We start from the raw sequence: 24,356 nt of genomic DNA, 5'->3' as shown, positions 1-24,356 counted from the left end.
AGAATCCGCCACAACGTGCGTGTCAGAGCAATCCGGTCCCGCCACGGGACCGGATCCGGCTGGGCCGCACGTTTTGGCGAAAGGACCGTTCCCCCAGCTTGTCGAGGGGGCCCTCCGGCCAACTCCTAGAACAACCTGGGGCCCGTCAGCTGGCGCAACAGCTCGTCCCGGATCATCTGGAACTGTGTCGGCAGTTCGACGCCCAGGTGGTCCAGGCTGACCAACAGCGCGGCGATCTGGGCGGGGGAGAGCTCTGGCGGAGCAGCGTGCCGGGTGACATCGAGCCAGACCCCACCCCGCGCACCACCACGCCCCCGTAGCGGGAGCCGGGCAGCGCGCAAATGTTCCAGGTCCCTCTCGATGGTCCGTTCGGAGACCATCAAATCGCGCGCCAGTGCGTCCACCGGGCGAGGGTTCCCCTTGGCCTCCACCAGCAGCGCGACGAGCGCGTACTGCCGGGCCAGTTGGCCGGTCGATGGGCGGCGCGGTTGCTTGCGTCCGCTGCGATCGGGACGGGTGCGGGTGCGTACGCGCTGGTTGGCTGCCACCCGTCGATTCTCCCCCAAAGGCCAGCGGCCAAACCAGCTGCCCGCGCCCGGATTCCGTCCCACCCCGAGACGCCGCATGCGCAACACTCGTCCCATGACCCCGTCCCTGCGTCCGATGCTTGCCACGCCCGTCGCCACCGCGTCCGCGCTGCCCCTCGGCTGGCACTACGAGGTGAAGTGGGACGGGTACCGCGCCATCGCGTGCGTCGACAAGGGGTCCCTGCGGCTGGAGTCCCGCGGCGGGATCGATCTGGCACCCAAATACCCAGAACTCGGCGAACTCGCACAGTTGCTCAGCGGACGCGAGGCCGTGCTGGATGGTGAGGTCGTCGTCCTGGACGAGCAGGGGCGCTCGTCCTTCGAGGGCCTGCAAACAAGGGGAAGGACGAAGGTGCCCGTGCACCTGATGCTGTTCGACCTGCTGTGGCTGGATGGCACCTCGCTGGTCGACCTGCCCTATCTGGAGCGGCGCGACTTCCTGACCGGGCTGGTCGGTGATGGCTCCGCGCACGTCCACGTGCCGACCACCTTCGGCGACGAGCGTGACTTCGCCCTGGAGGCATCCAGACAATTGGGGCTGGAGGGCGTGCTGGCCAAGCGTCCCGATGGCACCTACCGGCCTGGGGCGCGGTCGGCTGACTGGCTGAAGTTCAAGCACGCCAATGCGCAGAGCGTCGTGGTGGTGGGCTGGTCCCCGGGGGAGAACCGGCGGGCCGGCACGGTCGGTTCGTTGGTGATGGCGGTGCAGTCGAAGCAGGGACTGACCTGCGTCGGACGCGTGGGCACCGGTTTCACGCAGGCAATGCTCGCCGAGGCGAAGGAGATGTTGGTGCCGCTGGAGGTGAAGGGTCCCACGGTGCCGGACGCGACGACCGCCGAGGCGAAGGGCGTGCACTGGGTGCGTCCGGAGCTGGTCGGTGAGGTGAACTTCCTGTCCCGCACCAACAGCGGTCGGTTGCGTCATCCGTCCTGGCGGGGTTGGCGTCCGGACGTGGACCCGGCCGACGTGTGGCCTGAGTAGGCCCTTGTCAAGGGATGGTCAGGCGGTCTCGTCGGGACGTCCGAAGGTGGCTGGATCGACTGGTCGCAGCTTCTTCGGCAGCTTCTCCACCACGAGCAGGTAGCTCTCGGTCACCAGGTCGTCGAGCAGTTGTTCGTCGATGGAGCCGCTGGGGTGCAGCGTGATCCAGTGCCGCTTGTTCATGTGGTAGCCGGGCGTGATGTCGGGATAGTTCTCGCGCAAGGCCTGGGCGTCCAGTGGCGCGGCCTTCAGGTTGGCGACCAGTTCACCGTCGAGTTTCGTGTGCAGGCAGAAGATCTTGCCTCGAACCGTGAATACGTCCCAGTCGTCCCCGAAGGGGTGCTCGAGTTCGGTGCCGGGTAGTTCGAGAGCCCGGTCGGCCGATCGGCGGTGCAGGGTTGGTCCGTCCATGCGTCCCATCAAACCTCAGGTGGGTAGGTGACGGTGGTGCCCTCGGCGTGGGCGAAGCTGGTCAGCTTCTCGTCGGAGGTCTTGCCCGGGCCCATGATGTCGACGACGTGCACGCCGCGGACGATCAGCGCGTCGGCCACCATCGAGCGGTGGCAGCGCCACGGCACCGCCTCCGCGCACATGATCACGGTGCGTTGCTGCTCGGCTTCGGCGATGAGCTGGTCGATGGCGGACGCGAAGTCGGTGGTCTGCATGTAGTCCGCGTAGCCGCGGAAGGAGGCATTGCGCCAGCCCATGTTGGGGGAGTCCTTGGTGGTGTGGCGCAGACCGCCGAGGCCCTTCGCGTGTTCGTACTCGATGTCGTGCTGGGGCATGGATTCGGCGAGCGCGCCCTGCCCGTACTGGGGGTTGTGCCGTGATCCGGGGACGCTGCGGATGTCGACCAGGCGCGTGATCTGGTGCTCCCGGAGCAATGCGACGAGCTCGTCGAGGGTCCGGGTGGAGTGGCCGATGGTCCACACGGTGGTCTGGTCGTCCGCTGTTTGGTCCTTGGGAGCCATCGTGCCTCGTGTTCGCGGCGTACCGGCCCGAGTTGGCCGAGAGGGAAATCGTTGGGAGTGACGGGCGTCGGGATGGTTGGCTCGACTTCATGGCAGCGCGCGACAAGGTAGACGGCAAGATGGCCCAGATCAAGCCGGCCCAGATCAAGCCAGCCCAGATCAAGGCCGTCGAGATCCGGGACGTCGACCAGAGTGATGCGGACGCGCTGGTGGCGTGGAACGAGCTGATGCGGCAGGGCTACAACGCGACGCGTGAGGCGGCGTGGTGGCGCAGCCCGGCGGCGACGGTGGCGCAGTTCTCGGTGCCGAAGCCGGGACGCATCTCGATGCTGTTGCAGGCCGTTGTGGACGGGAAGCCGGTGGGTGGCGCTGAGGCGATCGCCGACCCGGGGGAGTCCGTGGACGTGGAGATCTCGGTGCTGCCCGAGTTCCGTCGGAAGGGAGTCGGACGTGCGCTGGCGCTGGCGGTGCGGGGTGCGCTGCCGCACCCGATCGGGATGGTGATGACCGAGGTCTACGAGGACGACGGGCTGGCCTTCGCCAAGATGTGCGGTCTCGGCGTCGGGAACCGTGAGGTGCGCCAGTTGCTGGACTGGCCGCTGCCCGATGGCGAGTTGGACGAGTTGACGCGCGAGACGCCCGGGGTGTCGATCAAGAGCTGGACGGGTGCCTGCCCCGCCGAGTATGTGCAGCACCTGGCCAGGCTGGTGATCCAGATGGACGAGGACGTCGACCTGGGCGACTTGAGCCGCCCGACCACCGTGACGGAATTGGCCGGGTTGCGCCAGAACGAGCAGCGGTTGATGGCCCAGGGTTACCTGACGCTGACCTCGTTGGCGGTCGTCGACGGCACCCCGGTGGGCTACACGACGCTGCACGTGGACCGGAACTGGCCCGAGATGGTGATCCAGGACGACACGCTCGTCGACCGGGACCACCGCGGCAAGGGCATCGCCCGAACATTGAAGTTGGCCAATCTGCGACTGTTGAGCGAGGTGGAGGAGGCCTCGGGCGCGAAGTATGTCCAGACCTACACCTCGCTCGCGAACGAAGCGATGCTGGCACTGAACGCGGAGTTGGGCTTCCGGGAGGTGGACGTGATGACCGCCCTCGAGGGTCAGGTCCGCTGAGTCTCCTGAACGAACCGACAGCACTGATGTTGGCCCGCGTCTTGTGAAGGAGCGCGTCCACTTCTTGCAGTGCGGCTGCTCATTCAATGGCGGGGTCGGCTGGCGTCGTGCCATCTGCGCTCAACCGCCTTGGGGCTTGCATCGCCTGAACCCACACCGTGCCGGGCCATCCCAGTACTTGCTGGTCCAGCACGAAATGAGGGTCTACTGTCGGGTCGATCCGGGGCGGACGAGGTGGCGGTGGGCGCACGTTTGAACACTGTCTTGTCCGTGCTTGCCCAGCCCGTCGAGCACCCTCAGCAGTTTCCGAGCGGGGTTGCTAGACGGCGGCGAGTCCGATGGTGACGAGGATGAAGCCGAGGAGCTGAAGGGATCCTCGGGTGATTTGGAAGACGTCCCAGCGGCGGCGCATTGCGATGAAGCCTTTGGGTGCGGTGTCCTGGTTGATACGTCCGGTGCGGAAGTTAATGGGCACGTTGCCGAAGATGGTGACCAAAAGCGCGATCGCGAGGGCAACGGCGGCGACGATCAGCCAGGCCGAGGGGGTGGCGATTGCGAGGATGATCGCGAGGACGGTGGCGGCTGTCATGCCGATGGGCATGATGCGTCCGTAGGTCTTGAGCAGCCCTTTCTCGAAGGTGAGTTGGTCGTCGGGGGCGAGTTTGCGGATCACGGGGTGCACGAGGGCGACAGAGGCGAACTCGGCTGGCCCGACGAATCCGGTGACGAGGATGGTGGCGGTCTCCAGCCAGTTCATGATGTTGGCCTTTCGGTGGTGTTGTCATGCTGCCCAGCGATCCACCTGGTGAACGGGGTGGGAGGGATGCCGAAGTCCTGGAACCACGCGGTGGTGTCGGCCACGTCGCCGTAGCGGTCAATGCTGGCGAGGATGCCCAGGGGCCGGGTCATTTCGCCCTTCAGGAACAGGCGATTGATGGCGCGCATGAATCCGAGTGGCATGACCCGCACCGCCCTCGGTGCAACTGGCTTGCCGGAGATCGCGCCCGCGTATGTGGCGGTCGCCTCCCGCAGCGTCATGGTCTGTTCTCCGGCCACGTCGTAGACCTTGTTCGCTGTTTCGGGCATCTCGAACGCGCGGGAGGCAGCGGCCATGATGTCGTCAGCGGCCACGGGGCGGATCGGGTGCGGTTGCTTGCCGATGAGGACCGGGCGGCCGCCTCGGATGAACTTCGCGAGCGTTTCGTTGATGACCCCGACACGGAACACGGTGGATGCCACCGGGCTGGCCATCAACAGCTGCTCGCCACGGGCCTTGGAATGTTCCCAGGGATAGTCGGCATAGGCGGGCTGCGCGAACATGCCAGAGATCAGCACCACGCGCCGCACCCCAGCCGTTTCAGCGGCGGCGGCAACATTCGCAACGCCGTCTTCCTCGACGTGTCGCACCCGCTCAGGGTCACTCCCACCGTTGAGGGTCAGCACGACGCCATCAGCGCCAGCGAACGCGGCCACCAACGTGTCGGGAGCCGTCACGTCACCCCGCACGGTCTCAACACCCTCTGGTAGCGATGCCCGATCCGGCGACCGCACGACCGCGCGCACCGTGTGGCCGTCCGCCCGCAGGCGGGTCACGGCGTACCCACCGAGGTAGCCGGTTGCTCCTACGACAGCTATGCGTGCCACCCTCATCCCCTCATGGATAGTGTGGTTATCTATTTATGGATAGTAGTGTTATCCATCTGAACGCGCAAGCTGGAGGAGAACGAGGTGCGACGTGGAGATGCGGATGGCGGAGCTGTCGCGGCGGTCAGGGCTCAGCGTGCCCATGATCAAGTACTACTTGCGGGAGGGGCTGTTGCAGCCGGGGCGACGGACGAGCGTGAATCAGGCCAGATACGACGATGCCCATCTCGAACGCCTCCGACTGATCCGAGCGCTCGTAAAGGTCGCCGGGATGCCGCTAGACAAGGTTCGAGAAGTCGTGCGGGCGGTCAGCGTCGAGTCCTCCGTCCTTGACGCGATGGGCATCACGCAAGACGCACTCGTTGGCGACGTTGGAGCCGCCCCAGGCGAGAAGGCTGCGTCGCAGCTCCTCTCGGAGCTCCTCGCCGCACGCGGTTGGCGATGCCAGGAGGGGTCGCCCGCGCACGCCGCAGCAGTTCATGCGATAGCTGAGCTGCAGGCAGAAGACCTCACCCTCCTTCTGGATCGCCTCGACGAGTATGCCGACGCCGCCGACACGGTTGGACGCATAGACGTCCAGGCCGTCGCTGAGGCCGACAATCTCGAAACGATGATCCGCGGTGTCGTCCTGGGCAGCGTGCTTCGGCGTCCACTCCTGGACTCTCTCGTGCTCCTTGCCCAGCAGCACTACGCCAACCAGCTCAACCAAAAGATCGAAACCGCCAAGCGTGATACTCCCGCACGTCAAGCTCGCGCATAGCGCCCATCGCTCGACACGGATCGCCCGCCCTGCCATCGCGAGAGACAGACCCCCCTACCCTTCTGACTCTGTACGCATGGCTCGTCCCGCCAGGGCCGGGGCCACGGCTCGTAGGAAGGCGAGGCTGGCAAGAAGGCGTACCTGACGCATGTGACCGTGTCGATCAGAGTGATGACAGCCGGTGACGGGTATCGGTATCTGCTGAACTCGGTGGTCATCGGCGACGGCGACCGTGACGCTGTTGCAGCGTTGACAAGGTACTACCTCGAAGCGGGAACCCCTCCCGGTGTGTGGCTCGGAACCGGCCTCCCGGGTCTCGCCGGTGGGATCAAGGCTGGTACTTCGGTGGGTGAGGCGCAGTTGCGTCGGCTGATGGGGCATGGGCAGGATCCGAATGGGCCGCCCCCTTCATTCGGTCCGGTCGCTCTGTGAGTCGTCGGTTTCGATTTGATGGGTGCACTGCCGAGCGTACTCGGCCGGGGGTAGGTAGCCGAGCGATGAGTGCCGACGTTGATGGTTGTACTCGGTCTTCCAGTCGCCGATCACGACCTGAGCGTGCAGCAGTGAGTAGAAGCTGTTGATGTTGAGGCACTCGTCGCGGAGGCGGCTGTTGAACGATTCGACGTATCCGTTGTGCCAGGGCGAGCCGGGCGGAATGTAGAAGAGGCCGGTGCGGGTACCCGCCCAGTCGGCCATCGCGTCGCTGATGAACTCGGGCCCGTTGTCGCTGCGGGGCACACCCGGTGCTCCGCGGACGGCGACGAGCTCTTCGAGGTGGGCGGTGAGCCGGTCGGCGGTGATCGACCGCTCCACGAGCCCGCCGATGCATTCGCGGGTGTGCTCGTCGACGATGGAGCAGATCTTGATCGGGCAGCCCCGCTCGTCGGCGTCGAACTGGAAGTCCACCGCCCATACGAGGTTCGGTGCGACCGTCGCCAATCAGGTAGGCGGGCTGCTGTAGAGCCCGACGAGGGATGGATCGGATCGACCGGTGACAGTCGGTCCATACTCGGTGCATGGAATGGCTACGGCGGGCGGTGGCGGAGCCCATGGGAATTCGCGGGGCAGCGACTGCTCTCGGCATCTATGTCGTGGTTTGTGCCGTGGCTGCGGTGACTCTCATGGACTACCCCGAGATGTCTTCTGCCAGCAGGGCGGAAGGGATTCACGGGACCTTCCGAGTCGAGCAGCTGTCCTGCGACAAACTCGGTTGCACGTCGGTGGGATCCTTCACTGCAGACGGGGTGCCTGCTGTGCATGGTGGTTTGGAGCGGGAGCTACCACTGGGCACCGAGGTGGCAGCTCAGTACTTTCCGGCGAGCGGGATGATCTACCCCGTCGACTACGCGCTGTCACGCGACGTCATGTTGGGGGGTGTGGCCGGCGTCGTTGCGCTGGGCATGACGCTCGCAGGTGGTGCCTTGCTCTTCGTGGTTGTCAAAGACCGGCTCGCGAAACGGCGCTCGTCAGGCATCCCGAATGAGGCTGCACCACCCCGTCGGGCAGGCTCGGAGCGCGACAACTGAGACTAGACGTGAAACTAGGACGCAAAACGCCCCGAGTTCGCAATACGAACTAGGGGCGTTTCCCTTGGTCAGGGCCGCGGAGGATACGAGATTCGAACTCGTGAGGGCGTGAACCCAACCCGCTTTCCAAGCGAGCGCCATAGGCCTCTAGGCGAATCCTCCGTGGGGCAGCTTATAGTCACCGCCTCTCAGGGCGCCAATCGAAGCGTCCGGGCGGCTCCCAACACGGCTCACGCAGAGCCGTCCACGCCCCCGCCGACACCTCCCAGGTGCCGAAGGGCGAACGTCCCCTGCGCCTGGGCCAGCACCTGACCGTCCGAGGCCCGGACCAGCTCACCATTCGCGAACGCAGTCCGCCGAGACAGCCGGACCACCTCCCCGGTCGCGACCAGCTCGTCCCCGAGATGAGCCTTGTGCAGGAAGGTGCTCGACAGCTGCATCGTCAGGATCACCGGACCCTCGCCCACGCGCAGCCGGATCGCCCGTCCCATCGCCGAGTCCAGCAGCGCGACGAACATCCCGCCATGCATCGAACCGGACCCATTGCGCACCCGTTCGTCCGCCACCATGTGCACCGTCGGACCATCGCCGACGGTGATCCCGTTGTGCTCGTTGAAACCCATCGTTCAGTCCTCGTGCAGCACCGCGAAGGTGGCCTGCCCCTGGGCGACTAGCAACTCGTCCGAGACCCGTCGCACCTCACCGTCGACCAGACACAAGGTCTTGGACGCCTTCTTCACCGTCGCGTCCGCCCGCAGGTCGTCCCCGGGCTCCGCGCCGTTGAGGTAGGTGACCGACAACTGCACCGTCACGACCTTCGCGTCCTCATTGTCGAGTTCGGCGCGGCAGGCCGAACCCATCGCCGAGTCCAACATCGTCGCGAGCAACCCGCCGTGCACTCCGCCGGAGGCGTTCTCGCTGGTCTGGTCCGTGTGCGCGGTGGTCGTCGCGTCGTCGGTGCTGATGCCGACGTGCTCCAGGAATCCCATGCTCGCGAGTCTGTCAGACCCCGCTGACGGGTCCAGACCCATCGGACGAAAGCTCACATCCCGAGTTCGCGTGGGGTCGCTCGTCCGCGTCGTGCGCGATCCAAGCCTTGCCGAACCTCCACGCCACACCCAGCCCCTGGAACCACAGCGACACCGACGCCAGCAGCCCGTGCACCGGCACCGATTTGCTCGACAGACGTCCGAAGCCTTCGTGGGCTTCGTTCTGGGTGCGCCAGGCCGTAGAGCATCCGGGCCGTAGAGCATCCGGGACGTGGAGTAGCGTGCCGACGGCGCCACCGATGGCGATGATCTGTATCTGCCGGCACGACAGGCTCCGCTGCAGGGCCGCGCCGCGCTGGACCCGTCCGGGTCAGCTGTTGGCGACGACCTCGGCGAAGCGCCCGATTCGTGGGCTTCCGCACGACCCGGTAGAGTGCACCCAAGGCCTCCGCGCGGCGGCACCTCGCCCAATCCCCCCAGGGTCGAGAGACAGCAAGGGCAAGTGAGCTCTGTCGGGTGCGCGGGGGCCCCTTCATGTCTTCGGGGCCTGTGCCCCTGGGGACTTCCCGCTGCGTCGGCCGTTTTCCTCGTAGACCTCCCGGACGGCTCCCTCCAGCGCCGCCACCGCGTCATGTACCGGGCGCAGGCCGGGCTTCTCGGTATGCAGCTGGTCGGCGAACTCGGGGGTGGCCATGGTGCAGATTGTCGGCCATCCGCGCCTCGGAAACTGTGGGTGGGCTCGTCTAGGCTCACTCGGGTGAGCGACGACACCATCGACCCCCTGCTCGACGAGGGGAAGAGCGACGACTTCTTCCAGCAGGACGGCCCCGGTCTGTTCGCGGTGGATGAGCCGGAGCCCGTCGCGCCGTCTCCACTGCCGGCTGGCGGACTTGCCGCTGATGCTGACCTGCCAGAGCCCGATCCGGAGCCCGAGGAGGTCGTCGTCGTCCCCGATCTGGCGCGCAATGAGGCTGGTCTGAGCGAGGACGAACTGGCGGAACTTTCGGACGACGACCCCGACGACCCGCTCTTCGACGACCCATCGGACGACCCGGACGAGGCCGGTGATGGCGACGACGGCTCCGACCGTTCCGGGGACGACGAAGCAATAACCCTGGGGGACGAGGTTCCCGACGTGGACATCGATGATCCGGACGAGATCGGGGACGAGCCAGTCGCAACCGCCCCGGATGCTGTCGCCGCAACCGCCTCGTCCGAGGCTGCTCCGGCTGCTCCGGCTTCTGGGGCTTCTGGGGCCTCGCGGGACGCCGAAGGTGCGCCGCTGGCGCTGTACCGGCGATACCGTCCCGAGACCTTCGCCGAGGTGATCGGGCAGGAGCACGTCACCGACCCCCTGCAGCGGGCCCTGCAGAACAACAAGGTGAACCACGCCTATCTGTTCAGCGGCCCGCGTGGCTGCGGCAAGACCACCAGCGCGCGCATCCTCGCCCGCTGCCTGAACTGTGTCGAGGGTCCGACCCCGACGCCGTGCGGCAAGTGCCAGAGTTGCCAGGAACTGGCGCGCGGAGGGTCCGGCTCGATCGACGTCATCGAGATCGACGCGGCCTCCCACGGCGGCGTCGACGACGCCCGCGACCTGCGGGAACGGGCCTTCTTCGCCCCCGTCCACAGCCGCTACAAGATCTACATCATCGACGAGGCGCACATGGTGACGGCGCAGGGCTTCAACGCGCTGCTGAAGCTCGTCGAGGAGCCCCCGCCGCACGTGAAGTTCATCTTCGCGACCACCGAGCCGGAGAAGGTGATCGGGACGATCCGTTCCCGCACCCACCACTACCCCTTCCGGCTGGTGCCGCCGAAGGTGCTGCAGAACTACCTGGGCGAGCTCTGCGACCGGGAAGGCGTCGCCGTCGACCACACGGTGCTGCCGCTGGTGGTCCGCGCTGGCGCCGGGTCAGTGCGTGACTCGCTGTCGGTGCTTGATCAGCTGCTGGGTGGAGCGGCCGAGCAGGGCGTCACCTACGGCCAGGCCTCCGCGCTGCTCGGCTACACCCCAGACGCGCTGCTCGACGAGATCATGGACGCCTTCGCCGCCGGCGACGCGGCTGGCGTCTTCGCCACCATCGACAAGGTGATGGAGGTGGGCCAAGACCCGCGGCGCTTCGCGGAAGACCTGCTGCGCCGCCTGCGTGACCTGGTGATCGTCGCCGCGGTACCGGACGCGGTGACCTCCGGACTCATCGACGTCGCCGGTGACCAGGCCGAACGCCTCGAGACGCAGGCCAACGGCATGGGGGCCGGTGAGCTGACCCGGGCGGCCGAGGTGATCGCGCAGGGTCTCACCGACATGCGCGGCACCACCGCCCCGCGGTTGCACCTGGAGCTGATGTGCGCCCGGGTGTTGCTGCCCGGCGCCGACGTGGACGACCGCGGCGTGCACGCGCGCCTCGACCGGATCGAGCGGCGTCTCGACATGCCCGGTGGCGCTGCCGCTCCGGTCGATCCGAGCGCTGGCCAGTGGCGTCCCGAGGACCTTGGCGCGCCCGCTGTCGAGGCAGAACAGCCGACCATCGCCGCCCCCGCCCCCAGCGCGCCCCAGGCTGAGACCGCTCAGCAGCGTCTGGTGCAGCAGCGTCCGGCCCAGCAGCAGACGCCGCAGCAGCACACGTCCCAACAGCAGGCGTCCGTCCCGCCGGGGCGGCGGCCGGCAGCCCAGCGTCCGGCAGCCCAGCGTCCGGCAGCCCAGCAGGGGCAGCGTCCGGCGCAGTCCCAGCGTCCCGCACAGGTGGCCCAGTCGGCCCAACCTGCCGCCGCCAGCCCCGCGCCCCAGCATCACGCTCCCTCCGGTACCGCGACGGTGGCGGACGTCCGCCGGCTGTGGCCGCAGGTGCTGGACGAGGTGAAGTCCCGTCGCCGGTTCGCCTGGATCCTGCTCAGCCAGAACGCCCAGGTCGTCGGTGTCGATGGGGGAGTGCTGACCCTCGGCTTCAACAACCCCGGTGCCCGGGACTCCTTTCAGGGCTCGGGAAGCCACGACGTGTTGCGTGACTGCCTCGTCGAGGTGATGGGGGCGAACCTGCGCGTGGAGACGGTCGTCGACCCCTCGGCCGGCGGCCAACCCGGTGGCCATGATCAGGGCTTTAGCGGCCACGGTGAGACGCCCGGCGGTGGACGGCAGGCGGCGCCCACGGTCGCTCCGCAGGCCGCCCCAGAGCCTGGGCCGGTCTCCCAGCCGTCCCCTGAGGACACTCACCGCTGGACGGAACAGGCCCGGCAGGAGATCCGTCCCACCTCGTCCGGTCCGATGTCGGAACGTCCCGAGGTCGAGGTGCTGGTCAGCCGGGACGACGACAACCTCGACGAATCGGGGCAGTCCGCCGCGGAACTCATCACCCGCCAGCTCGGCGGAGAGGTGATCGGGGAGGAATGACATGCGCATCGTGCTGGCACCCGACTCCTTCAAGGAGTCGCTGACCGCCCAACAGGCCTGTGACGCGCTGGCCGAGGGAATCCGGACCGTGGTCGACGACGTCGAGTTCGTGGACGTGCCGATGGCCGACGGCGGCGAGGGGACGGTGGACGCGCTGGTCGACGCCACCGGCGGCGAGCGCATCACAACCACGGTGACCGGTCCGCTGGGGGGAGCCGTCGAGGCGACCTGGGGGATGCTCGGCGACCGCATGACCGCCGTGATCGAGATGGCCGCGGCCAGCGGGTTGCCATTGGTGCCGGCCGAACTGCGCGACGCCCGCATCACCACCACCTACGGAACGGGCGAGCTCGTCCGGGCCGCACTCGACCGCGGTGCCCGCCACCTGCTGCTGGGGATTGGCGGCTCGGCGACCAACGACGCCGGGGCGGGTTTCGCCTCCGCCCTGGGCGTCCGCTTCCTCGACTCGGACAGCCACGACCTGCCGCCCGGTGGTGCCGCGTTGGCCGAGCTCGCGAGCATCGACCTCACCGGTCTCGACCCGCGCCTGGCCTGGTGTCAGGTGGAGGTGGCCTGCGACGTGACCAATCCACTGTGCGGCCCGAATGGTGCCTCCGCGGTCTTCGGACCCCAGAAGGGCGCCGACCCCGCCACCGTCTGCGCACTGGACGCCGCGTTGGCCCGCTTCGCGAATGTCGTCCATGAGCAGACCGGACGTGATGTCTTGGAGGTCCCGGGGGCTGGTGCCGCCGGTGGGCTCGGTGCTGGCCTGCTTGCCTTCGCCGATGCGACCCTGACCAGCGGCGTCGGTCTGGTGGCCCGCCACGCAGGTCTGTCCGAGCGAGTCGTCGGCGCCGACCTGGTCATCACCGGTGAGGGACGCATCGACTCCCAGACCCGCAACGGCAAGACGCCGTGGGGTGTCGCGCAGGCGGTGCACGCTGCTGGGGTCCCCGTGGTGGCCGTCGCTGGCCTGCTGGGCGACGGCAGCGACGAACTGGCCCCCGAGCCCTTCGTCCGGTTGTGGCAGGCAAGCCCTCCCGGCCAGCCGCTGGCCGATGCCTTGGCGGGCGCGCACGACAACCTCGTCCGGTGTGGACAGGAGATCGCGCGCTGGTTCGTGGAGGCGGGCCCGCAGTCGTCCGGAACCGTGGGTGGCGCCAACTAGAGTTGCCGCTGACCGGTTCCGCTGAGGGGGCCGACCGACGAGAGAAGGACGCGATGTTCCCCGAGGGTATGGACATGTCGGCCCTGCTGGCGCAGGCGCAGCAGATGCAGGCCCAGCTGCAGTCAGCCCAGGAAGAGCTGGCCAACAGCAGCTTCACCGGCACCTCCGGCGGTGGCCTGGTGGAGGCAACCATGAGCGGCCAGGGCGAGCTGACCGGCTTGGTCATCCAGCCCGCCGCAATCGACCCCGAAGACGCCGATGGTCTCGCCGACCTGGTGATGGCCGCCGTGCGCGACGCCGCCAGCCAGGTGCAGTCGGCCGCCGCCGACATCATGCCCGACGTGCCCGACATGGGCGCGCTGGGTTTCTGAGATGTATGAAGGCCCCGTACAGGACCTGATCGACGAGTTGGGCCGCCTGCCCGGCGTTGGGCCGAAGAGTGCCCAGCGCATCGCCTTCTGGATGCTCGACCAGCCAGCCGAGGACGTCAACCGCTTCGCCGACGTCGTGCGCACCGTCAAGGCGCGCGCGAAGTTCTGCTCCATCTGTTTCAACGTCAGCGAGGAGGAGACCTGCCGCATCTGCCGCGACGGACGGCGTGACCAAGCGGTCATCTGCGTCGTGGAGGAGAGCAAGGACGTGGCCGCCATCGAGCGCACCCGGGAGTTCCGTGGGCTCTACCACGTGCTCGGCGGTTCCATCTCTCCGATCGACGGGCGCGGGCCAGCCGACCTGCACATCAAGGAGCTCCTGACTCGCCTGGCCGACGGCACGGTGACCGAAATCATCCTGGCGACCGACCCGAACACCGAGGGCGAGGCGACAGCCACCTACCTGTCCCGCCTGCTCAAGGACATGGACCTGCGCATCGCGCGGCTCGCGTCCGGCCTGCCCGTCGGAGGCGACCTCGAGTACGCCGACGAGGTGACCCTGGGGCGTGCCTTCGAGGGCCGCCGCTACGTCCAGGGCTGACCGAGAGAGCAGACCATGATCAAGTTGGTGGCCACCGACCTCGACGGCACGCTGCTGCGCCACGACAAGACCGTGAGTGCATGGACGCGCAGCGTGCTGGACGCGGCCCGAGAATCCGGCATCCACGTCATCCCGGTGACCGCACGCCAGCCGCTCGGTCTGGTCCAGATTGCCGAGCAGGCGGGATTGGTTGACTGGGCCATCGGCTGCAACGGAGGCCTGGGGTACCACCTCGAGACCGGCGAGGTTCTGTTCGAGCACCTGCTCCCGCCGGACGCGATGGCCGACCTTGCGGCCGCTGTCGCCTCCGAACTTCCCGAGACCCGCTTCGCGTCCGTCCGCGACCGGGGTGACACCTTCATCGCGCAGGACGGATACGCCGCGATGACCGCCCCGGGCGACCATGGCCGCGACCCCCAGCAGATGGGGCGCGCCAAGCTCATCGAGGTGGTCGCCGATCCGGCGTTGAAGCTCGTGCTGCGGCACCCGTGGGTGCACCCCCGCGACTTGTTGCGCATCGTCCTGCAGGTCGGCACGGGCGGCTTGGAGGCCACCTGGTCGGGCGCGGACTTCGTCGAGGTCGTCGCGCCCGGAGTCACCAAGGCAACCGGTCTGGACGAACTGTGCCGCCACCTCGGTGTGCAGCAGTCTGAGGTGGCGGCGTTCGGCGACGGCCTCAATGACATCGAGATGCTGCGCTGGGCCGGTCACTCCTGGGCGATGGATGGCTCGAGCGACGCCGTGCGGGACGCGGCCAAGGGCATTGCCGTCTCCAACATGGACGACGGTGTGGCGCGACAGGTGATGGCCTTCCTGCGTGACCCATCCGCCTGGTGACGGGTCTCCGCCCAGCCTGAAGGCGGCGGAACCCGGTTCCTCGGGGTGAACGAGGAACCGGGCCTTCCCCCATGCGGCTCGGCCCCCAGGAGGTGGGACCGTCCCCGCGCGCTCCGAGTGGAGCCGCCTATGGCCGGATTGGATGGTCTCAGCCGACGACGCCGTTGAGCTCGTTCGGCCTCTGGGTCAGCGTGATCGTCTGGTCGACCTTGCCAGTGGCCAGATCGACGCGGTGCAGTTGTTTCGAGGCCGGTTCGCTCACCCACGCCTGGTCACCCTGGACGTACAGGGTCGGGCGCGGTTGTTGCCATTCCAGCGGTTCGGTCCAGGGCTTCACCACCGTCACCTGCCGGGTGACCTTGCCGTTGGCGGGGTCAATGACGCGCAACTTGCCGTCCGTCCCCAGAACCAACGCCTCCCCAGCCGGTCCGCGGCCAAGGGACCGGAAGGAGTAGGAGGCGCCGAGGTCCACCAGGCGCAGCCTCCCGGTCGCGGTGTCGGTCAACGAGATGCGGGTGGGGCGTTCCAGCTCGGCATCCTTGTCGACCTTGTAGTCACCCAGCACGACCGTCGATGCCTCGGTACCGGCCTGGTTGCCAATCCGGCCATAGGCGTCGGGCGACTCCACCTTGGTGATCACGTTCTTCTTGATGATGAGGATCCCGTCCTCGCAGCCCACCGAGATTGCCGCCTTGACGGATGCCTCGCCGTGCACGCCAGGGCAGTCCTCGGTGCTCGCGAGCTCCTTTCCCTCGGCGTCGCGGATGGCGACGCCGCTGCGTGCGTCCTCGGTGCCGACGGTGTGGACGAACGTGTCGTCGTCGCGCCACAGCGCAACGCCGTGGTGCGCTGCGGGCAGTTGGATGTGCTGGGTCTTTGGCTTCTCCAGCGACAGCGCGGTTGGTTCGAACCATTCGACGCGTCCCTCGCCGTCGTAGAACAGCGCCGTGCGATCGCCGTGGAAGACCGCGTGGCCCGGGTGCTCCCCGTCGAACGTGACGTCCGTCAACAGCGGTGCGGTCTTGTAGGAGTGGCTGTGGTCACCGTGCGCGCGAGACCAGGCACCCGAGTCCAGCACCCGGAAGTGGTCTCCCTCGGTCAGCAACAGATGTCGCCCGTCCCCGGCCTGGTTCAGGCGGGTGAAACCCTCCGCCGCGAACTCGCCCTCCACTTTCCCGCTCGTTGCGTCGACGACCGTGACGCCCCCGTCATGGGTGACCACCAGGCGTGGCGTCGGCCCGGCGGCCTCGAAGGTTTCACGGGCGGACGGCACTGCGGAGGCACCGGTGGACGAGGTGGATGCGGGAAGGGCTGCTTGGCTGCAGGCGGTCAGCGCCAGCAAGCCGAACAGGGTGAAGGGACGTAAGGATCTATTCATAGTGAGAATCATTTGCAATAACTCCAACCATTGTCAACCCCACCCAAGGTGACGATCGCGAGCCGCTCGCCAGTATCGAAACCTGAACCGCCTGAAGCGTCGCGGGCAAACATTCAGGAGGATCCGCCCGGTTGGCGATCTGCAGGGGGTGGGGGATGGGGTGCGCTCGAGTGCCTGTTGCGTATACATACCCCGTATGCCATGCTATGGCGCATACCGGGTATGCCTGGTGAGTCGAGGAGGCCACATGTCCGTCCGTCAGTCATTGCTCGCCCTGCTGGGGGAGCAGCCGCGTTACGGTTACGAGCTCAAGAGCGAGTTCGACCGTCGCACCGGCAACTCCTGGCCGCTGAACATCGGGCAGGTCTACACCACGCTCGACCGGCTGGAGCGCGATGGTCTGGTCGAGCGCGGGGATGCCGACGCCGACGGACGCGTGATCTACCGGATCACCGAGACCGGCCGCGGCGAGGTCGAGCACTGGTTCGCCAACCCCGTGGCCATGAACAACCCACCTCGCAACGAGCTCGCGATCAAGATCGCCATCGCAGTCACCCTCGACGGCATCGACGTCCCCACGCTCATCCAGGCGCAGCGCCGCGCCTCCATGGAGACGCTGCAGGACTACACCCGGGCCCGCCGCGACGCCGACCGGGACGACCTCGCCTGGCAACTCGTCATCGAGAGCCTGATCCACCAGTGCGAGGCCGAGGTCCGCTGGCTCGACCACTGCGAGGCCGCAGCGGTGCGCGCCGCCCGCAAGGCCCGCGGCCAGCGCAGCCCACGCGCGTCCCAGCACACACGCGCCGCCCGCGAGACCAGCACCGCTCAGCACACCACCAGCGTCCCGTCTTCCCCGGAAAGGACCCACCGATGACCGCCGCCCTCGAGATGAGGCAGGTCTGCCGAAGCTTTGGCTCCGGGGACACCGCCGTCGATGCGCTCACCGACCTCGACCTGGTCGTCCATCCCGGAGAGTTCATCGCCGTGATGGGGCCCTCCGGCTCCGGCAAGTCCACGCTGCTGGGCATCGCTGGCGGACTCGACCACGCGACCGCTGGCGAGGTGCTGGTCGCGGGCGTGCCGCTGGGCGGAAAGTCCCGCGACGAACTGGCCCGGCTGCGCCGTCGCAGCCTGGGATTCGTCTTCCAGGACTTCAACCTGGTCCCGACCCTGACCGCGATCGAGAACATCTCCCTGCCGCTGGAGTTGGACGGCGTCTCGCCCGTGGACGCCCGTGGCCTGGCCGATACGGCCCTGACCCGCGTCCAGTTGCCCGAGCTCGCAGAGCGCTTCATCGAGCAGATGTCCGGCGGCCAGCGGCAGCGCGTCGCCATCGCCCGCGCCATCGTCGGCGACCGGCGCCTGATCCTCGCCGACGAACCGACCGGTGCCCTCGACTCCAACACCGGCGACGAGATCATGGCCCTATTGCGCGACCTGGCCGACGACGGCGTCGCCGTCGTCCTCGTCACGCACGAGGCCCGTCACGCGGGCTGGGCCGATCGCGTCGTCTTCCTCCGGGATGGACGACAGGTCGACCAGACCCAGGTCGTCACCGATCCGCGTGTGCTGCTCAACTCTCCGCGGCGGGCATCGTGATGCTCTGGCTTCCCAGTCGCGCATCCGGCGGTGCCGGCGGTGTGGCCACTCGGATGGCACGCCGTGAACTGGGCCGCCACAAGGGGCGATCCGCGTTGATCATGGCCTTGATCGGGCTGCCGGTTGCTGCGGTGATGGCCTTGGCGATGATCTTGGTCCCGCAGTATCGCGACAACAGCACGGACGCGATGTTCCGTGGTGGGACGGCGATGCTGCAGCAGCTCTACGGCGCCAACGGCACCTGCCGTCAGGCAAGCCTGACCGACTGGAGCTGCCCGCAGGACGAGAGCTCCACCCAGGACGCCACGGCGCACCAGGTGACGGCCGACTTCTCCAACCTCAGCCTCCCGGCCGGGGTGTCCGTCTCGATGGAGACCACGGCACCGATCACGCTGGGGTTCGACGGGGCCCAGTACGCGGGCGACGTCATCGTCAGCGACCTCTCCGTGCTTGCCTCGCCTGGCCAGTGGGTAGCTACCGACGCCGCTCTGCCAGCGGACGACGAGGTCGTCCTGCCGCGTTATACCGCCGAACGCTTCGGCGTCGCAGTTGGTGACACCGTTCAGGTCGCCGGCAAGGACTACCGCGTCTCCGGAACCCTCCGCAGCAACAGCTCCGGCACCGCCGTGGTCGTCGGGCCCAGCCACCCCGCGGCAGCTGTGGCCAAGGGGGCGGACGCCACCACGGTGGTCTTCCTTGATGGACCAGCACTGGAGGAGGCCCAGGTGGCCTCCCTCAACAAGGTGGGCATCGCGTACACCACCCGCGATGCCTATGAAGCGATGCAGTTGGGCAACGGCACCGGCGGCGCCATGATGCAGGCGATCCTGGTCGGTTTCGGCATGGTGGTCACCTTGCTCACGGCCACCATCGCTGGCGCGGCCTTCGCCATCGGCATCCGTCAGCAACGTCGCTCGCTGGCCCTGCTCAGCGCTTCCGGCGCCCCGGCCCGGACCCTGCAGCAGGTCGTCACCCGGCAAGGACTGTTGCTCGGTCTGGCCGGGACGATCGTCGGGGCGTTGGCCGGAGTGGCCCTGGGGGCCGGTCTGCAGGCCTGGATGAATGCCAAGGGCACCAACCTCCCGGTTCCGATCTCGGTGCCGTGGCTGGTGCTGTTGGCCTTGGTGCTTGTCGGCACCAGCGCCGCCGTCATCGCCGCCTGGCTGCCCGCTCGTCAGGTGGCCCAGCAGGATGTGCTGACCGCCGTCCGTTCCGCGGAGGCCGCGCAGACCAGCGCGAAGACTCCGTGGTTGGCGCTCGTGTTCGTCGCGCTGGGTCTTGTGGCCGCACTTGTCGGACCGCAGCTCTGGCCCGGGGCCAAGGTCTCCTGGAATGGGGGAGTGCCCGAGGAGCGCGCCATCGGGCCGGCGATGATGTGCGTCCTCTTCCTCTTCCTCGGCAGCCTGGCGGCCGTCCCCTTCCTGCTCGACCGGCTGGGACGTCGTGCCGCTGGGCCCCTGGCCTTGCGGATGGCGGTGCGGGACGGCTCGCGGAACCGCTCCCGGGCCACGGCGGGTGTCGCGGCATCCTTGGCCATCACGACCTTGATCAGCTCGCTGCTGGTGGCCTTCGCCTCTCTCGGCGCCACGGAGGTCACGCGCTACCAGCAGTCGATCCCGACGGGTGCGGTCCAGGTGACAACCCTCAACCCGGAGACGGGAGGTGAACTGTCTGCCTCTGACCTGGCGAAGGCCCGCGAGCTCGTCGAGGCGACGCTCGGCCCCATCAATCAGGAGGCGACGGTGCAGGAGTTCGTCGAACCCTTCGGTGGCTGGTGGAGCAGCGCCGTGCAGGCCGTGGAGCTGGTGCCGACGTGCACGGACGATGGTGCGTGCATGGGTAGCCAGAACGCGATCGCGGCGTACAGCCCTGAGCTGTACCAGGTGGTGACCGGCAAGGCTCCCAGCCAACAGGTCACGAACATGATCAACTCAGGCGGAGTCGTCGCCCCGGCGTCCTACGTCAAGGGCGGAAACGCGGAGCTCACCGTCATGTCGGAGAGCGGCAACGACAACAGCTCCCACGCTGTCCCGGCGTTGGTGGACGACGACCTGTCGCTCTACACCTTGGTGCCGGCCGCGGTGCTGTCCAAGCTCATGCCCTACGCGAAGCCCATGACGACGACGGTGATCTGGTCGACCAACACCACGCCCAGCCAACACCAGGCGGACGAGCTGCAGGCCATCCTGCAGAAGGCGCGGCTGGGCGACCTGCCCCAGAATGTCTACGTCGAACAGGGCCCGCACTCCTCGACCCCCAGACTGGTCGACTACCTCGGCCTGGTCGGCGCCGCGCTGATGCTGGCCGTCGCGGCCGTGACCGGAGCCCTGGCCTTGCGTGATGCCCGCGATTCCCATGCCGGGTTGGCAGCGATTGGCGCCTCCACCTGGACCCTGCGGGGCATGTCGGCGATCCAGATGCTGGTCAGCGTCGGCCTGGGTGTGGCGCTGGGTCTGGTCGTCGGTGCCGCGCCGGTGGTGGCGGTGGTCGCAGCGACGCGCGGCGGTGTCAGCCTCGGCATTCCGTGGGCCTGGTTGATCGGCCTGCTGGTGTCCGTTCCCCTGCTCGCCGCGGCGAGCGCCTTCGTCGCAGCCCGTCCGCCGCAGGCCCGTTCGGTGAGAATTGACTGAATGGTCCGGAAAGATTCGCCAAGGGGACGGGTGTGAAACCCCTCGATGATCCGCGATCCGTTGTGATGAGGCTCATGCGTTGTGTTCGGCCCGTCGTGTTGGTGCTTGCCTGTGGGCTGCTGGCGGCCTGTTCCGGGAACCCCGGGCCGGCCGCCAGCAGCACGTCGTCCGCGTCGGTCGGCAATTCGGTCACCACCAACTGGCGGGTCGAACAGCAGGTGGTGAACGACAAGACCTTCCCGGTCTTCCTGCAGTGGCCGGTGGTCCCGGACGCTTCCGCGCTCACCGCGGCGCTGTCCGACTGGATCGCCCAGCACCGCGCCGCCTTCGAGCGCGACTACGAGCCCAGCGAGGGCTCGCCGCCTGAGCTCAATGCCTCCGGGGAGGCCGTCCTCGACCAGACCGGCGGCGTGGTCGGTGTTCGTGAAACCCTGCTCGAGTTCGGCGGCGCGTCCGGGCTGACCTCCTCGGCCACCATCTACGAAGACCGCGCCAGCCATGCCGTTTGGTCGTCCGCCGGCCTCGTCGTCGATCAGAACGTGGCCGTGGATGCAGTCGTCAAGGCTATGCAGGGCAAGGGTCTGGACGTCGACGCGGATGCCCTGGCCGAAGCTCGTGCCGATGGCCACCTCCTCGACGACCTGACCTTCACCGCCGACGGGTCACTGATCGTCCGCATCGGTCAAGGCGTCCTGCTGGCTGCCAGCGAGGGGCAGGTCGACGTCGTCATCGACGGTGCCACTGCCGGGCCGCTGCTCTCCGAAGCCGGACGGGTCGTTCGCGACGCCGCCACAGGGCACGGTGGTGCAACCTCCGCGCCGCCAGTGGCAACACCCGCGGCCACCACACCCGCCGCATCACCGACGACCAAGATCAACTGCGCCAAGATCAAGTGTGTCGCGTTGACCTTCGACGACGGGCCGGGTCAGTACACGGCGCAACTGCTGGACACCCTCAAGGCCAATGAGGTGCACGCCACCTTCTTCATGCTGGGCCAGAACGCCTTGGCCTATCCCGAACTCGTCCGCCGGGCTGTCGCCGAGGGCAACCAGGTCGGCGACCACACCTTCGACCACAAACAGCTGACCAACCTGTCCGCATCCGAGCAGAGGTCCGAGGTCACCCGCGCCGCGGACGCGATCGAGCAGGCCAGCGGGGTGCGTCCCACGACGCTGCGACCGCCATATGGCGCCTTCAACAAGGCGACCCGGCAGGTGGCGGGCATGCCGCTCGTCCTGTGGGACGTCGACACCCGCGACTGGCAGACCCACTCCGCCGCCAAGACCACGAGCACGCCCTCAACGACTCCACCAGTGGCTCGATCATCCTGATGCACGACATCCACGCGTCCACCGTCGAGGCGATTCCCGGCATCATCACCGGCCTGCGGGAGCTGGGGTTCACCTTGGTGACGGTGGACGAACTGCTGGGCTGCCCAAGATCAGGGCATCCGTACTTCCGGCGAAATCCCTGAGGTGGGCCTCGAGGGTTCACGACGACGACACCGCCGAGTGCGCCGACCGATGCATATGGTGGGCAAGCCCTCGGGCTGAGGGCCTTTCGTCGTCCACTGGAGTTCGAGATGACCCACCTGCACCGTCCGCTGGTTGCCGTCCTGTCCGGTGCCCTCGTGCTCACGGGACTTCCCGATCACACCCCTGCCGCGCAAGCGGCCGAACAGTCCTACCGCGCCGCCGGGGGGAAGCTCACGCTGGTCGGGCGCGGTCACGGGCACGGTCGCGGGATGAGCCAGTACGGCTCCTACGCAGCCGCCACCCAGGGCAAGACCTGGCGCCAGATCGTCGCCTTCTACTACCCGGGCGCCACGCTGCAGAACCAGGCCCGCCGGACGATCCGCGTCTCCACCACCGGACGGACGGGCAGCGTCGCCCGCGTCGCCATCGAGCCCGGACTCACTGCCACCGACGGTGCTGGCCAGACGATCGCGCTCCCGTCCGTGGACGGCACCACGCCCATCACCAGCTGGGAGGTCGCCCGTCCCAGCACCGGTGGCACCGCCACCACGACGACGCTGTGGTTCCGCACCGCCGCCGGACGCAAGGCGTTGCGTTCCACCGAATCGGGCCGCTGGACCATCTCCGCGGCGGACGGATCCTTGTCGGCGCAGAACTCCCGTGGCGACACCGTCGCAACCTACCTGGGCAGGCTGGTCGGCAACCGCTCCGGGTCGATCATCGTCCCTGTCCTGGTGACGAGCCTGGACAACTACACCCGGCAGGTCGTCCCCTACGAGAACATCCCCTCCTGGCCCGTGCAGGCGCACGCCGCCCAGGCCGTGGCCGCTCGCAGCTACGGCGCCTGGCACATCAACCATCCCAGGTCGTCGCTCTACGACATCTGTGACACCACCAGCTGCCAGGTGATGGGCGGGATCACCGGCGAGACCACCCAGACCCGCGATGGCATCGCCCTGTCGGCGGGGCATGTCCTCACCGCCAACGGGGAGGCCCTGCGCAGCGAGTTCAGCGCGTCCAACGGCGGCCAGCCCGCCGACGGGGGAGTGAGCTGGACCACCACCGCTCCCGATCCCTTCGAACCGCGGCTGTTGCCTCACCAGAACACCTGGCAGGCGTCGATCAAGGTCGCGGACGTGCAGAAGCGCTGGCCGGCCGTCGGCACCTTCACCCGGTTGGTCGTCACCAATCGCGACGGGCGAGGGGAGTGGGGCGGACGTGTCACCGGTCTGCGCGTCGAGGGCACCACCGGCAAGGTGACCGTGACCGTCTCACAGCTGGCCGCCTTGACCGACCAGACGCTCAAGTCCAACTACTTCACCGTGGTCGCTGGCCCAACGGCGATCAGCCATGACCTGAATGGCGACGGACGCGGAGACTTCGCCTCCGTGACTGCGACGGGCAACGTCCAGGTCAACTCCTGGACGGGTGCTGGCGTCGCCCCGCCGCGAACGGGTGGTGCCGGGTGGGGCGGGCTGCGCGCCGTGATGGCCGGGCAGTTCAATTCCGACCGTTATGCAGACCTGCTGTCCGTCGACGCCACCGGGTCATTGCGCTTGCACGCCGCGCGGGGGACCAACTTCGCCGACCCCACCGTGTTGGCGTCCGGGATGGGCGCCTACGACAGGTTCACCGTGGTTCCGGCGTTCTCGTCCGGCAAACCCGTCGTCCTGGCCCGCCGCACCTCCGACGGGGCTCTCGTGCGCTGGACGGGCACGGGTTCGGGCGGCCTCGTCTCATCGAAGCCAACGGTGGTCTCGCCCACGGGCTGGCCCGGCGCAAGGGTGACCGCGATGCTCGGGGTGCGCGACCTCACCAACGACGGCCGCTCCGACCTGGTGGTGCGCACCAGCTCCGGCGAGTTGTGGGTCTGGGCAGGTGACGGCGTCGGCCGCCTCACCAGCGCCAGGAAGATCGGCAGCGGATGGTCCGGCTTCACCTCCATCGCGACGGTCGGCGACATCAACGCCGACGGCCGCTGCGACATCGTCGCCCGCACGTCCACCGGCGTGACGCGCCTGTATCGCACCACCGCCACCGGCTTCGTCCGCGTCGACCTGGCGGCAGGCCAGGGCAAGATCGCCTCCTGACCTCCGCCAGACGCTGGAATCGTCGCCCAACTTCTCCCAGAGGCCCCAGCGGCCGTCACGCGAGAAGGTGGGCGACATGTCCAGCGGGGCGAGGAACTGCTCGCGTGGAAACCCGGTTGGGGGCCTGCGCGCCCAGCCCCTAGAATGACGATGTCGCAAGGCGCTGATGGGGCCATCACCCCGGAGCCGTCGGAAGAACAGCCAGCCGGATCATCCGGTCAGCC

At 68.2% G+C, this 24,356-nt stretch carries 25 protein-coding genes, 1 tRNA gene, 1 other RNA gene and 1 pseudogene; 17 read left to right on the top strand and 11 right to left on the bottom strand.

Translation table 11 applies throughout. The features are described from left to right. Positions 1–125 precede the first annotated feature (125 nt). Positions 126–548 (bottom strand): HTH domain-containing protein, encoded by a 423-nt coding sequence (locus tag ABD089_RS00350; RefSeq protein ID WP_343884154.1) that lies wholly within the window; start codon positions 546–548, stop codon positions 126–128. A gap of 94 nt (positions 549–642) precedes the next feature. Here ABD089_RS00350 and ligD point away from each other — a divergent pair, with 94 nt between their 5' ends. After that, a complete protein-coding gene (ligD, locus tag ABD089_RS00345; protein WP_343884153.1) occupies positions 643–1,569 on the top strand; it encodes a non-homologous end-joining DNA ligase in 927 nt (308 codons plus the stop codon). Between the two features lie 18 nt (positions 1,570–1,587). On the opposite strand, the gene ABD089_RS00340 is transcribed toward ligD, so the two are convergent. Together ABD089_RS00340 and ABD089_RS00335 are read right to left on the bottom strand one after the other, a co-directional pair. Further along, on the bottom strand, positions 1,588–1,980 hold the full coding sequence (locus ABD089_RS00340; RefSeq protein WP_343884152.1) for an MmcQ/YjbR family DNA-binding protein: 393 nt from the start codon (positions 1,978–1,980) through the stop codon (positions 1,588–1,590). A gap of 8 nt (positions 1,981–1,988) precedes the next feature. Next, on the bottom strand, positions 1,989–2,540 hold the full coding sequence (locus ABD089_RS00335; RefSeq protein ID WP_343884151.1) for a DUF488 domain-containing protein: 552 nt from the start codon (positions 2,538–2,540) through the stop codon (positions 1,989–1,991). 89 nt (positions 2,541–2,629) lie between these two features. Between ABD089_RS00335 and ABD089_RS00330 the strand changes: the two genes are divergently transcribed. Continuing rightward, positions 2,630–3,670 (top strand): GNAT family N-acetyltransferase, encoded by a 1,041-nt coding sequence (locus tag ABD089_RS00330; protein ID WP_343884150.1) that lies wholly within the window; start codon positions 2,630–2,632, stop codon positions 3,668–3,670. Positions 3,671–3,989: 319 nt separating this feature from the next. On the opposite strand, the gene ABD089_RS00325 is transcribed toward ABD089_RS00330, so the two are convergent. Next, entirely contained in the window at positions 3,990–4,427 is a 438-nt protein-coding gene (locus ABD089_RS00325) for an anthrone oxygenase family protein (RefSeq protein WP_343884149.1), read from the bottom strand. Beyond that, positions 4,424–5,320 carry an SDR family oxidoreductase gene (locus tag ABD089_RS00320; RefSeq protein ID WP_343884148.1) on the bottom strand — a complete coding sequence of 299 codons (897 nt, stop codon included), beginning with the start codon at positions 5,318–5,320 and terminating at the stop codon, positions 4,424–4,426. Before ABD089_RS00320 ends, ABD089_RS00325 begins: the two co-directional genes overlap by 4 nt. 136 nt (positions 5,321–5,456) lie before the next feature. On the opposite strand from ABD089_RS00320, the gene ABD089_RS00315 reads away from it, so the two are divergent. Together ABD089_RS00315 and ABD089_RS00310 are read left to right on the top strand one after the other, a co-directional pair. Further along, on the top strand, positions 5,457–6,074 hold the full coding sequence (locus ABD089_RS00315; RefSeq protein ID WP_425560011.1) for a MerR family transcriptional regulator: 618 nt from the start codon (positions 5,457–5,459) through the stop codon (positions 6,072–6,074). Between the two features lie 171 nt (positions 6,075–6,245). Further along, positions 6,246–6,506, top strand: a complete 261-nt coding sequence (locus ABD089_RS00310) for a relaxase domain-containing protein (protein WP_343884384.1) — start codon at positions 6,246–6,248, stop codon at positions 6,504–6,506. Here the strand turns inward: ABD089_RS00310 and ABD089_RS00305 are convergent. Beyond that, positions 6,483–7,010: pseudogene (locus ABD089_RS00305) on the bottom strand (IS3-like element ISPfr10 family transposase); the annotation flags it as partial. The gene ABD089_RS00310 and the pseudogene ABD089_RS00305 sit on opposite strands and share 24 nt — an antisense overlap. A 185-nt stretch (positions 7,011–7,195) precedes the next feature. Here ABD089_RS00305 and ABD089_RS00300 point away from each other — a divergent pair. After that, the gene (locus ABD089_RS00300; RefSeq protein WP_343884147.1) at positions 7,196–7,600 is read left to right on the top strand and encodes a hypothetical protein; all 405 of its coding nucleotides are present in this window, start codon (positions 7,196–7,198) and stop codon (positions 7,598–7,600) included. Between the two features lie 77 nt (positions 7,601–7,677). Here the strand turns inward: ABD089_RS00300 and ABD089_RS00295 are convergent. The 3 genes from ABD089_RS00295 to ABD089_RS00285 all read right to left on the bottom strand — a co-directional run bounded on the left by ABD089_RS00295 (position 7,678) and on the right by ABD089_RS00285 (position 8,589). Beyond that, a tRNA-Ser gene (locus tag ABD089_RS00295) sits at positions 7,678–7,762 on the bottom strand. A gap of 68 nt (positions 7,763–7,830) precedes the next feature. Continuing rightward, positions 7,831–8,223 carry a PaaI family thioesterase gene (locus ABD089_RS00290; protein WP_343884146.1) on the bottom strand — a complete coding sequence of 131 codons (393 nt, stop codon included), beginning with the start codon at positions 8,221–8,223 and terminating at the stop codon, positions 7,831–7,833. Between the two features lie 3 nt (positions 8,224–8,226). Further along, positions 8,227–8,589: a PaaI family thioesterase gene (locus ABD089_RS00285; protein ID WP_343884144.1), complete on the bottom strand. Its 363-nt coding sequence runs from the start codon at positions 8,587–8,589 to the stop codon at positions 8,227–8,229. 439 nt (positions 8,590–9,028) lie between these two features. Here ABD089_RS00285 and ffs point away from each other — a divergent pair. Continuing rightward, positions 9,029–9,125: signal recognition particle sRNA small type (gene ffs / locus ABD089_RS00280), an RNA gene on the top strand. Here ffs and ABD089_RS00275 read toward each other — a convergent pair. Beyond that, positions 9,122–9,283, bottom strand: coding sequence for a hypothetical protein (locus tag ABD089_RS00275; protein WP_343884143.1), 162 nt, complete (start codon positions 9,281–9,283; stop codon positions 9,122–9,124). The genes ffs and ABD089_RS00275 overlap by 4 nt on opposite strands. An 87-nt stretch (positions 9,284–9,370) precedes the next feature. Between ABD089_RS00275 and ABD089_RS00270 the strand changes: the two genes are divergently transcribed. From ABD089_RS00270 to ABD089_RS00250, 5 genes are read left to right on the top strand one after another with little or no spacing between them, the layout of a single operon-like run. After that, positions 9,371–11,980 (top strand): DNA polymerase III subunit gamma and tau, encoded by a 2,610-nt coding sequence (locus tag ABD089_RS00270; protein ID WP_386769332.1) that lies wholly within the window; start codon positions 9,371–9,373, stop codon positions 11,978–11,980. 1 nt (position 11,981) lies between these two features. Then, entirely contained in the window at positions 11,982–13,148 is a 1,167-nt protein-coding gene (locus ABD089_RS00265; protein ID WP_343884142.1) for a glycerate kinase, read from the top strand. A 53-nt stretch (positions 13,149–13,201) separates the two neighbouring features. Continuing rightward, a complete protein-coding gene (locus ABD089_RS00260; protein ID WP_343884141.1) occupies positions 13,202–13,519 on the top strand; it encodes a YbaB/EbfC family nucleoid-associated protein in 318 nt (105 codons plus the stop codon). A 1-nt stretch (position 13,520) separates the two neighbouring features. Next, positions 13,521–14,120, top strand: coding sequence for a recombination mediator RecR (recR, locus tag ABD089_RS00255; RefSeq protein WP_343884140.1), 600 nt, complete (start codon positions 13,521–13,523; stop codon positions 14,118–14,120). Positions 14,121–14,135: 15 nt separating this feature from the next. Continuing rightward, the gene (locus ABD089_RS00250) at positions 14,136–14,957 is read left to right on the top strand and encodes an HAD family hydrolase (RefSeq protein ID WP_343884138.1); all 822 of its coding nucleotides are present in this window, start codon (positions 14,136–14,138) and stop codon (positions 14,955–14,957) included. 148 nt (positions 14,958–15,105) lie between these two features. On the opposite strand, the gene aztD is transcribed toward ABD089_RS00250, so the two are convergent. Next, positions 15,106–16,335, bottom strand: a complete 1,230-nt coding sequence (aztD, locus tag ABD089_RS00245; protein ID WP_343884137.1) for a zinc metallochaperone AztD — start codon at positions 16,333–16,335, stop codon at positions 15,106–15,108. Between the two features lie 247 nt (positions 16,336–16,582). Here aztD and ABD089_RS00240 point away from each other — a divergent pair, with 247 nt between their 5' ends. The 6 genes from ABD089_RS00240 (at position 16,583) to ABD089_RS00215 (ending at position 24,132) form a co-directional block, all read left to right on the top strand. Continuing rightward, on the top strand, positions 16,583–17,212 hold the full coding sequence (locus tag ABD089_RS00240) for a PadR family transcriptional regulator (RefSeq protein ID WP_343884136.1): 630 nt from the start codon (positions 16,583–16,585) through the stop codon (positions 17,210–17,212). Then, complete coding sequence (locus ABD089_RS00235; protein ID WP_343884135.1) at positions 17,209–17,937, top strand: ABC transporter ATP-binding protein; 729 nt, start codon at positions 17,209–17,211, stop codon at positions 17,935–17,937. Before ABD089_RS00240 ends, ABD089_RS00235 begins: the two co-directional genes overlap by 4 nt. A gap of 53 nt (positions 17,938–17,990) precedes the next feature. Beyond that, the gene (locus tag ABD089_RS00230; RefSeq protein ID WP_343884134.1) at positions 17,991–20,567 is read left to right on the top strand and encodes an FtsX-like permease family protein; all 2,577 of its coding nucleotides are present in this window, start codon (positions 17,991–17,993) and stop codon (positions 20,565–20,567) included. Positions 20,568–20,641: 74 nt separating this feature from the next. Beyond that, on the top strand, positions 20,642–21,898 hold the full coding sequence (locus ABD089_RS00225; RefSeq protein ID WP_343884133.1) for a polysaccharide deacetylase family protein: 1,257 nt from the start codon (positions 20,642–20,644) through the stop codon (positions 21,896–21,898). Continuing rightward, positions 21,898–22,041 (top strand): hypothetical protein, encoded by a 144-nt coding sequence (locus ABD089_RS00220; RefSeq protein ID WP_343884132.1) that lies wholly within the window; start codon positions 21,898–21,900, stop codon positions 22,039–22,041. Before ABD089_RS00225 ends, ABD089_RS00220 begins: the two co-directional genes overlap by 1 nt. Before the next feature lie 108 nt (positions 22,042–22,149). After that, on the top strand, positions 22,150–24,132 hold the full coding sequence (locus ABD089_RS00215) for an FG-GAP-like repeat-containing protein (RefSeq protein ID WP_343884131.1): 1,983 nt from the start codon (positions 22,150–22,152) through the stop codon (positions 24,130–24,132). Positions 24,133–24,356: the final 224 nt, after the last annotated feature.

Origin of the sequence: Luteococcus sanguinis (genome assembly GCF_039527675.1) — a bacterium.
GTDB lineage: Bacteria > Actinomycetota > Actinomycetes > Propionibacteriales > Propionibacteriaceae > Luteococcus > Luteococcus sanguinis.
The sequence above is the reverse complement of the archived record's forward strand: the minus strand, read 5'-3'. Positions and strand labels throughout refer to the sequence as shown.

Coding starts and splice junctions, on each gene's coding strand:
- ABD089_RS00265 (WP_343884142.1), top strand. CDS start 11,982: ATGCGCATCGTGCTGGCACCCGACTCCTTCAAGGAGTCGCTGACCGCC.
- recR (WP_343884140.1), top strand. CDS start 13,521: ATGTATGAAGGCCCCGTACAGGACCTGATCGACGAGTTGGGCCGCCTG.
- ABD089_RS00320 (WP_343884148.1), bottom strand. CDS start 5,320: ATGAGGGTGGCACGCATAGCTGTCGTAGGAGCAACCGGCTACCTCGGT.
- ABD089_RS00220 (WP_343884132.1), top strand. CDS start 21,898: ATGCACGACATCCACGCGTCCACCGTCGAGGCGATTCCCGGCATCATC.
- ligD (WP_343884153.1), top strand. CDS start 643: ATGACCCCGTCCCTGCGTCCGATGCTTGCCACGCCCGTCGCCACCGCG.
- ABD089_RS00260 (WP_343884141.1), top strand. CDS start 13,202: ATGTTCCCCGAGGGTATGGACATGTCGGCCCTGCTGGCGCAGGCGCAG.
- ABD089_RS00275 (WP_343884143.1), bottom strand. CDS start 9,283: ATGGCCACCCCCGAGTTCGCCGACCAGCTGCATACCGAGAAGCCCGGC.
- ABD089_RS00335 (WP_343884151.1), bottom strand. CDS start 2,540: ATGGCTCCCAAGGACCAAACAGCGGACGACCAGACCACCGTGTGGACC.
- ABD089_RS00285 (WP_343884144.1), bottom strand. CDS start 8,589: ATGGGATTCCTGGAGCACGTCGGCATCAGCACCGACGACGCGACGACC.
- ABD089_RS00225 (WP_343884133.1), top strand. CDS start 20,642: ATGCGTTGTGTTCGGCCCGTCGTGTTGGTGCTTGCCTGTGGGCTGCTG.
- ABD089_RS00230 (WP_343884134.1), top strand. CDS start 17,991: ATGGCACGCCGTGAACTGGGCCGCCACAAGGGGCGATCCGCGTTGATC.
- ABD089_RS00250 (WP_343884138.1), top strand. CDS start 14,136: ATGATCAAGTTGGTGGCCACCGACCTCGACGGCACGCTGCTGCGCCAC.
- ABD089_RS00290 (WP_343884146.1), bottom strand. CDS start 8,223: ATGGGTTTCAACGAGCACAACGGGATCACCGTCGGCGATGGTCCGACG.
- aztD (WP_343884137.1), bottom strand. CDS start 16,335: ATGAATAGATCCTTACGTCCCTTCACCCTGTTCGGCTTGCTGGCGCTG.
- ABD089_RS00240 (WP_343884136.1), top strand. CDS start 16,583: ATGTCCGTCCGTCAGTCATTGCTCGCCCTGCTGGGGGAGCAGCCGCGT.
- ABD089_RS00315 (WP_425560011.1), top strand. CDS start 5,457: ATGATCAAGTACTACTTGCGGGAGGGGCTGTTGCAGCCGGGGCGACGG.
- ABD089_RS00235 (WP_343884135.1), top strand. CDS start 17,209: ATGACCGCCGCCCTCGAGATGAGGCAGGTCTGCCGAAGCTTTGGCTCC.
- ABD089_RS00310 (WP_343884384.1), top strand. CDS start 6,246: ATGACAGCCGGTGACGGGTATCGGTATCTGCTGAACTCGGTGGTCATC.
- ABD089_RS00325 (WP_343884149.1), bottom strand. CDS start 4,427: ATGAACTGGCTGGAGACCGCCACCATCCTCGTCACCGGATTCGTCGGG.
- ABD089_RS00215 (WP_343884131.1), top strand. CDS start 22,150: ATGACCCACCTGCACCGTCCGCTGGTTGCCGTCCTGTCCGGTGCCCTC.
- ABD089_RS00330 (WP_343884150.1), top strand. CDS start 2,630: ATGGCAGCGCGCGACAAGGTAGACGGCAAGATGGCCCAGATCAAGCCG.
- ABD089_RS00300 (WP_343884147.1), top strand. CDS start 7,196: ATGGACTACCCCGAGATGTCTTCTGCCAGCAGGGCGGAAGGGATTCAC.
- ABD089_RS00340 (WP_343884152.1), bottom strand. CDS start 1,980: ATGGACGGACCAACCCTGCACCGCCGATCGGCCGACCGGGCTCTCGAA.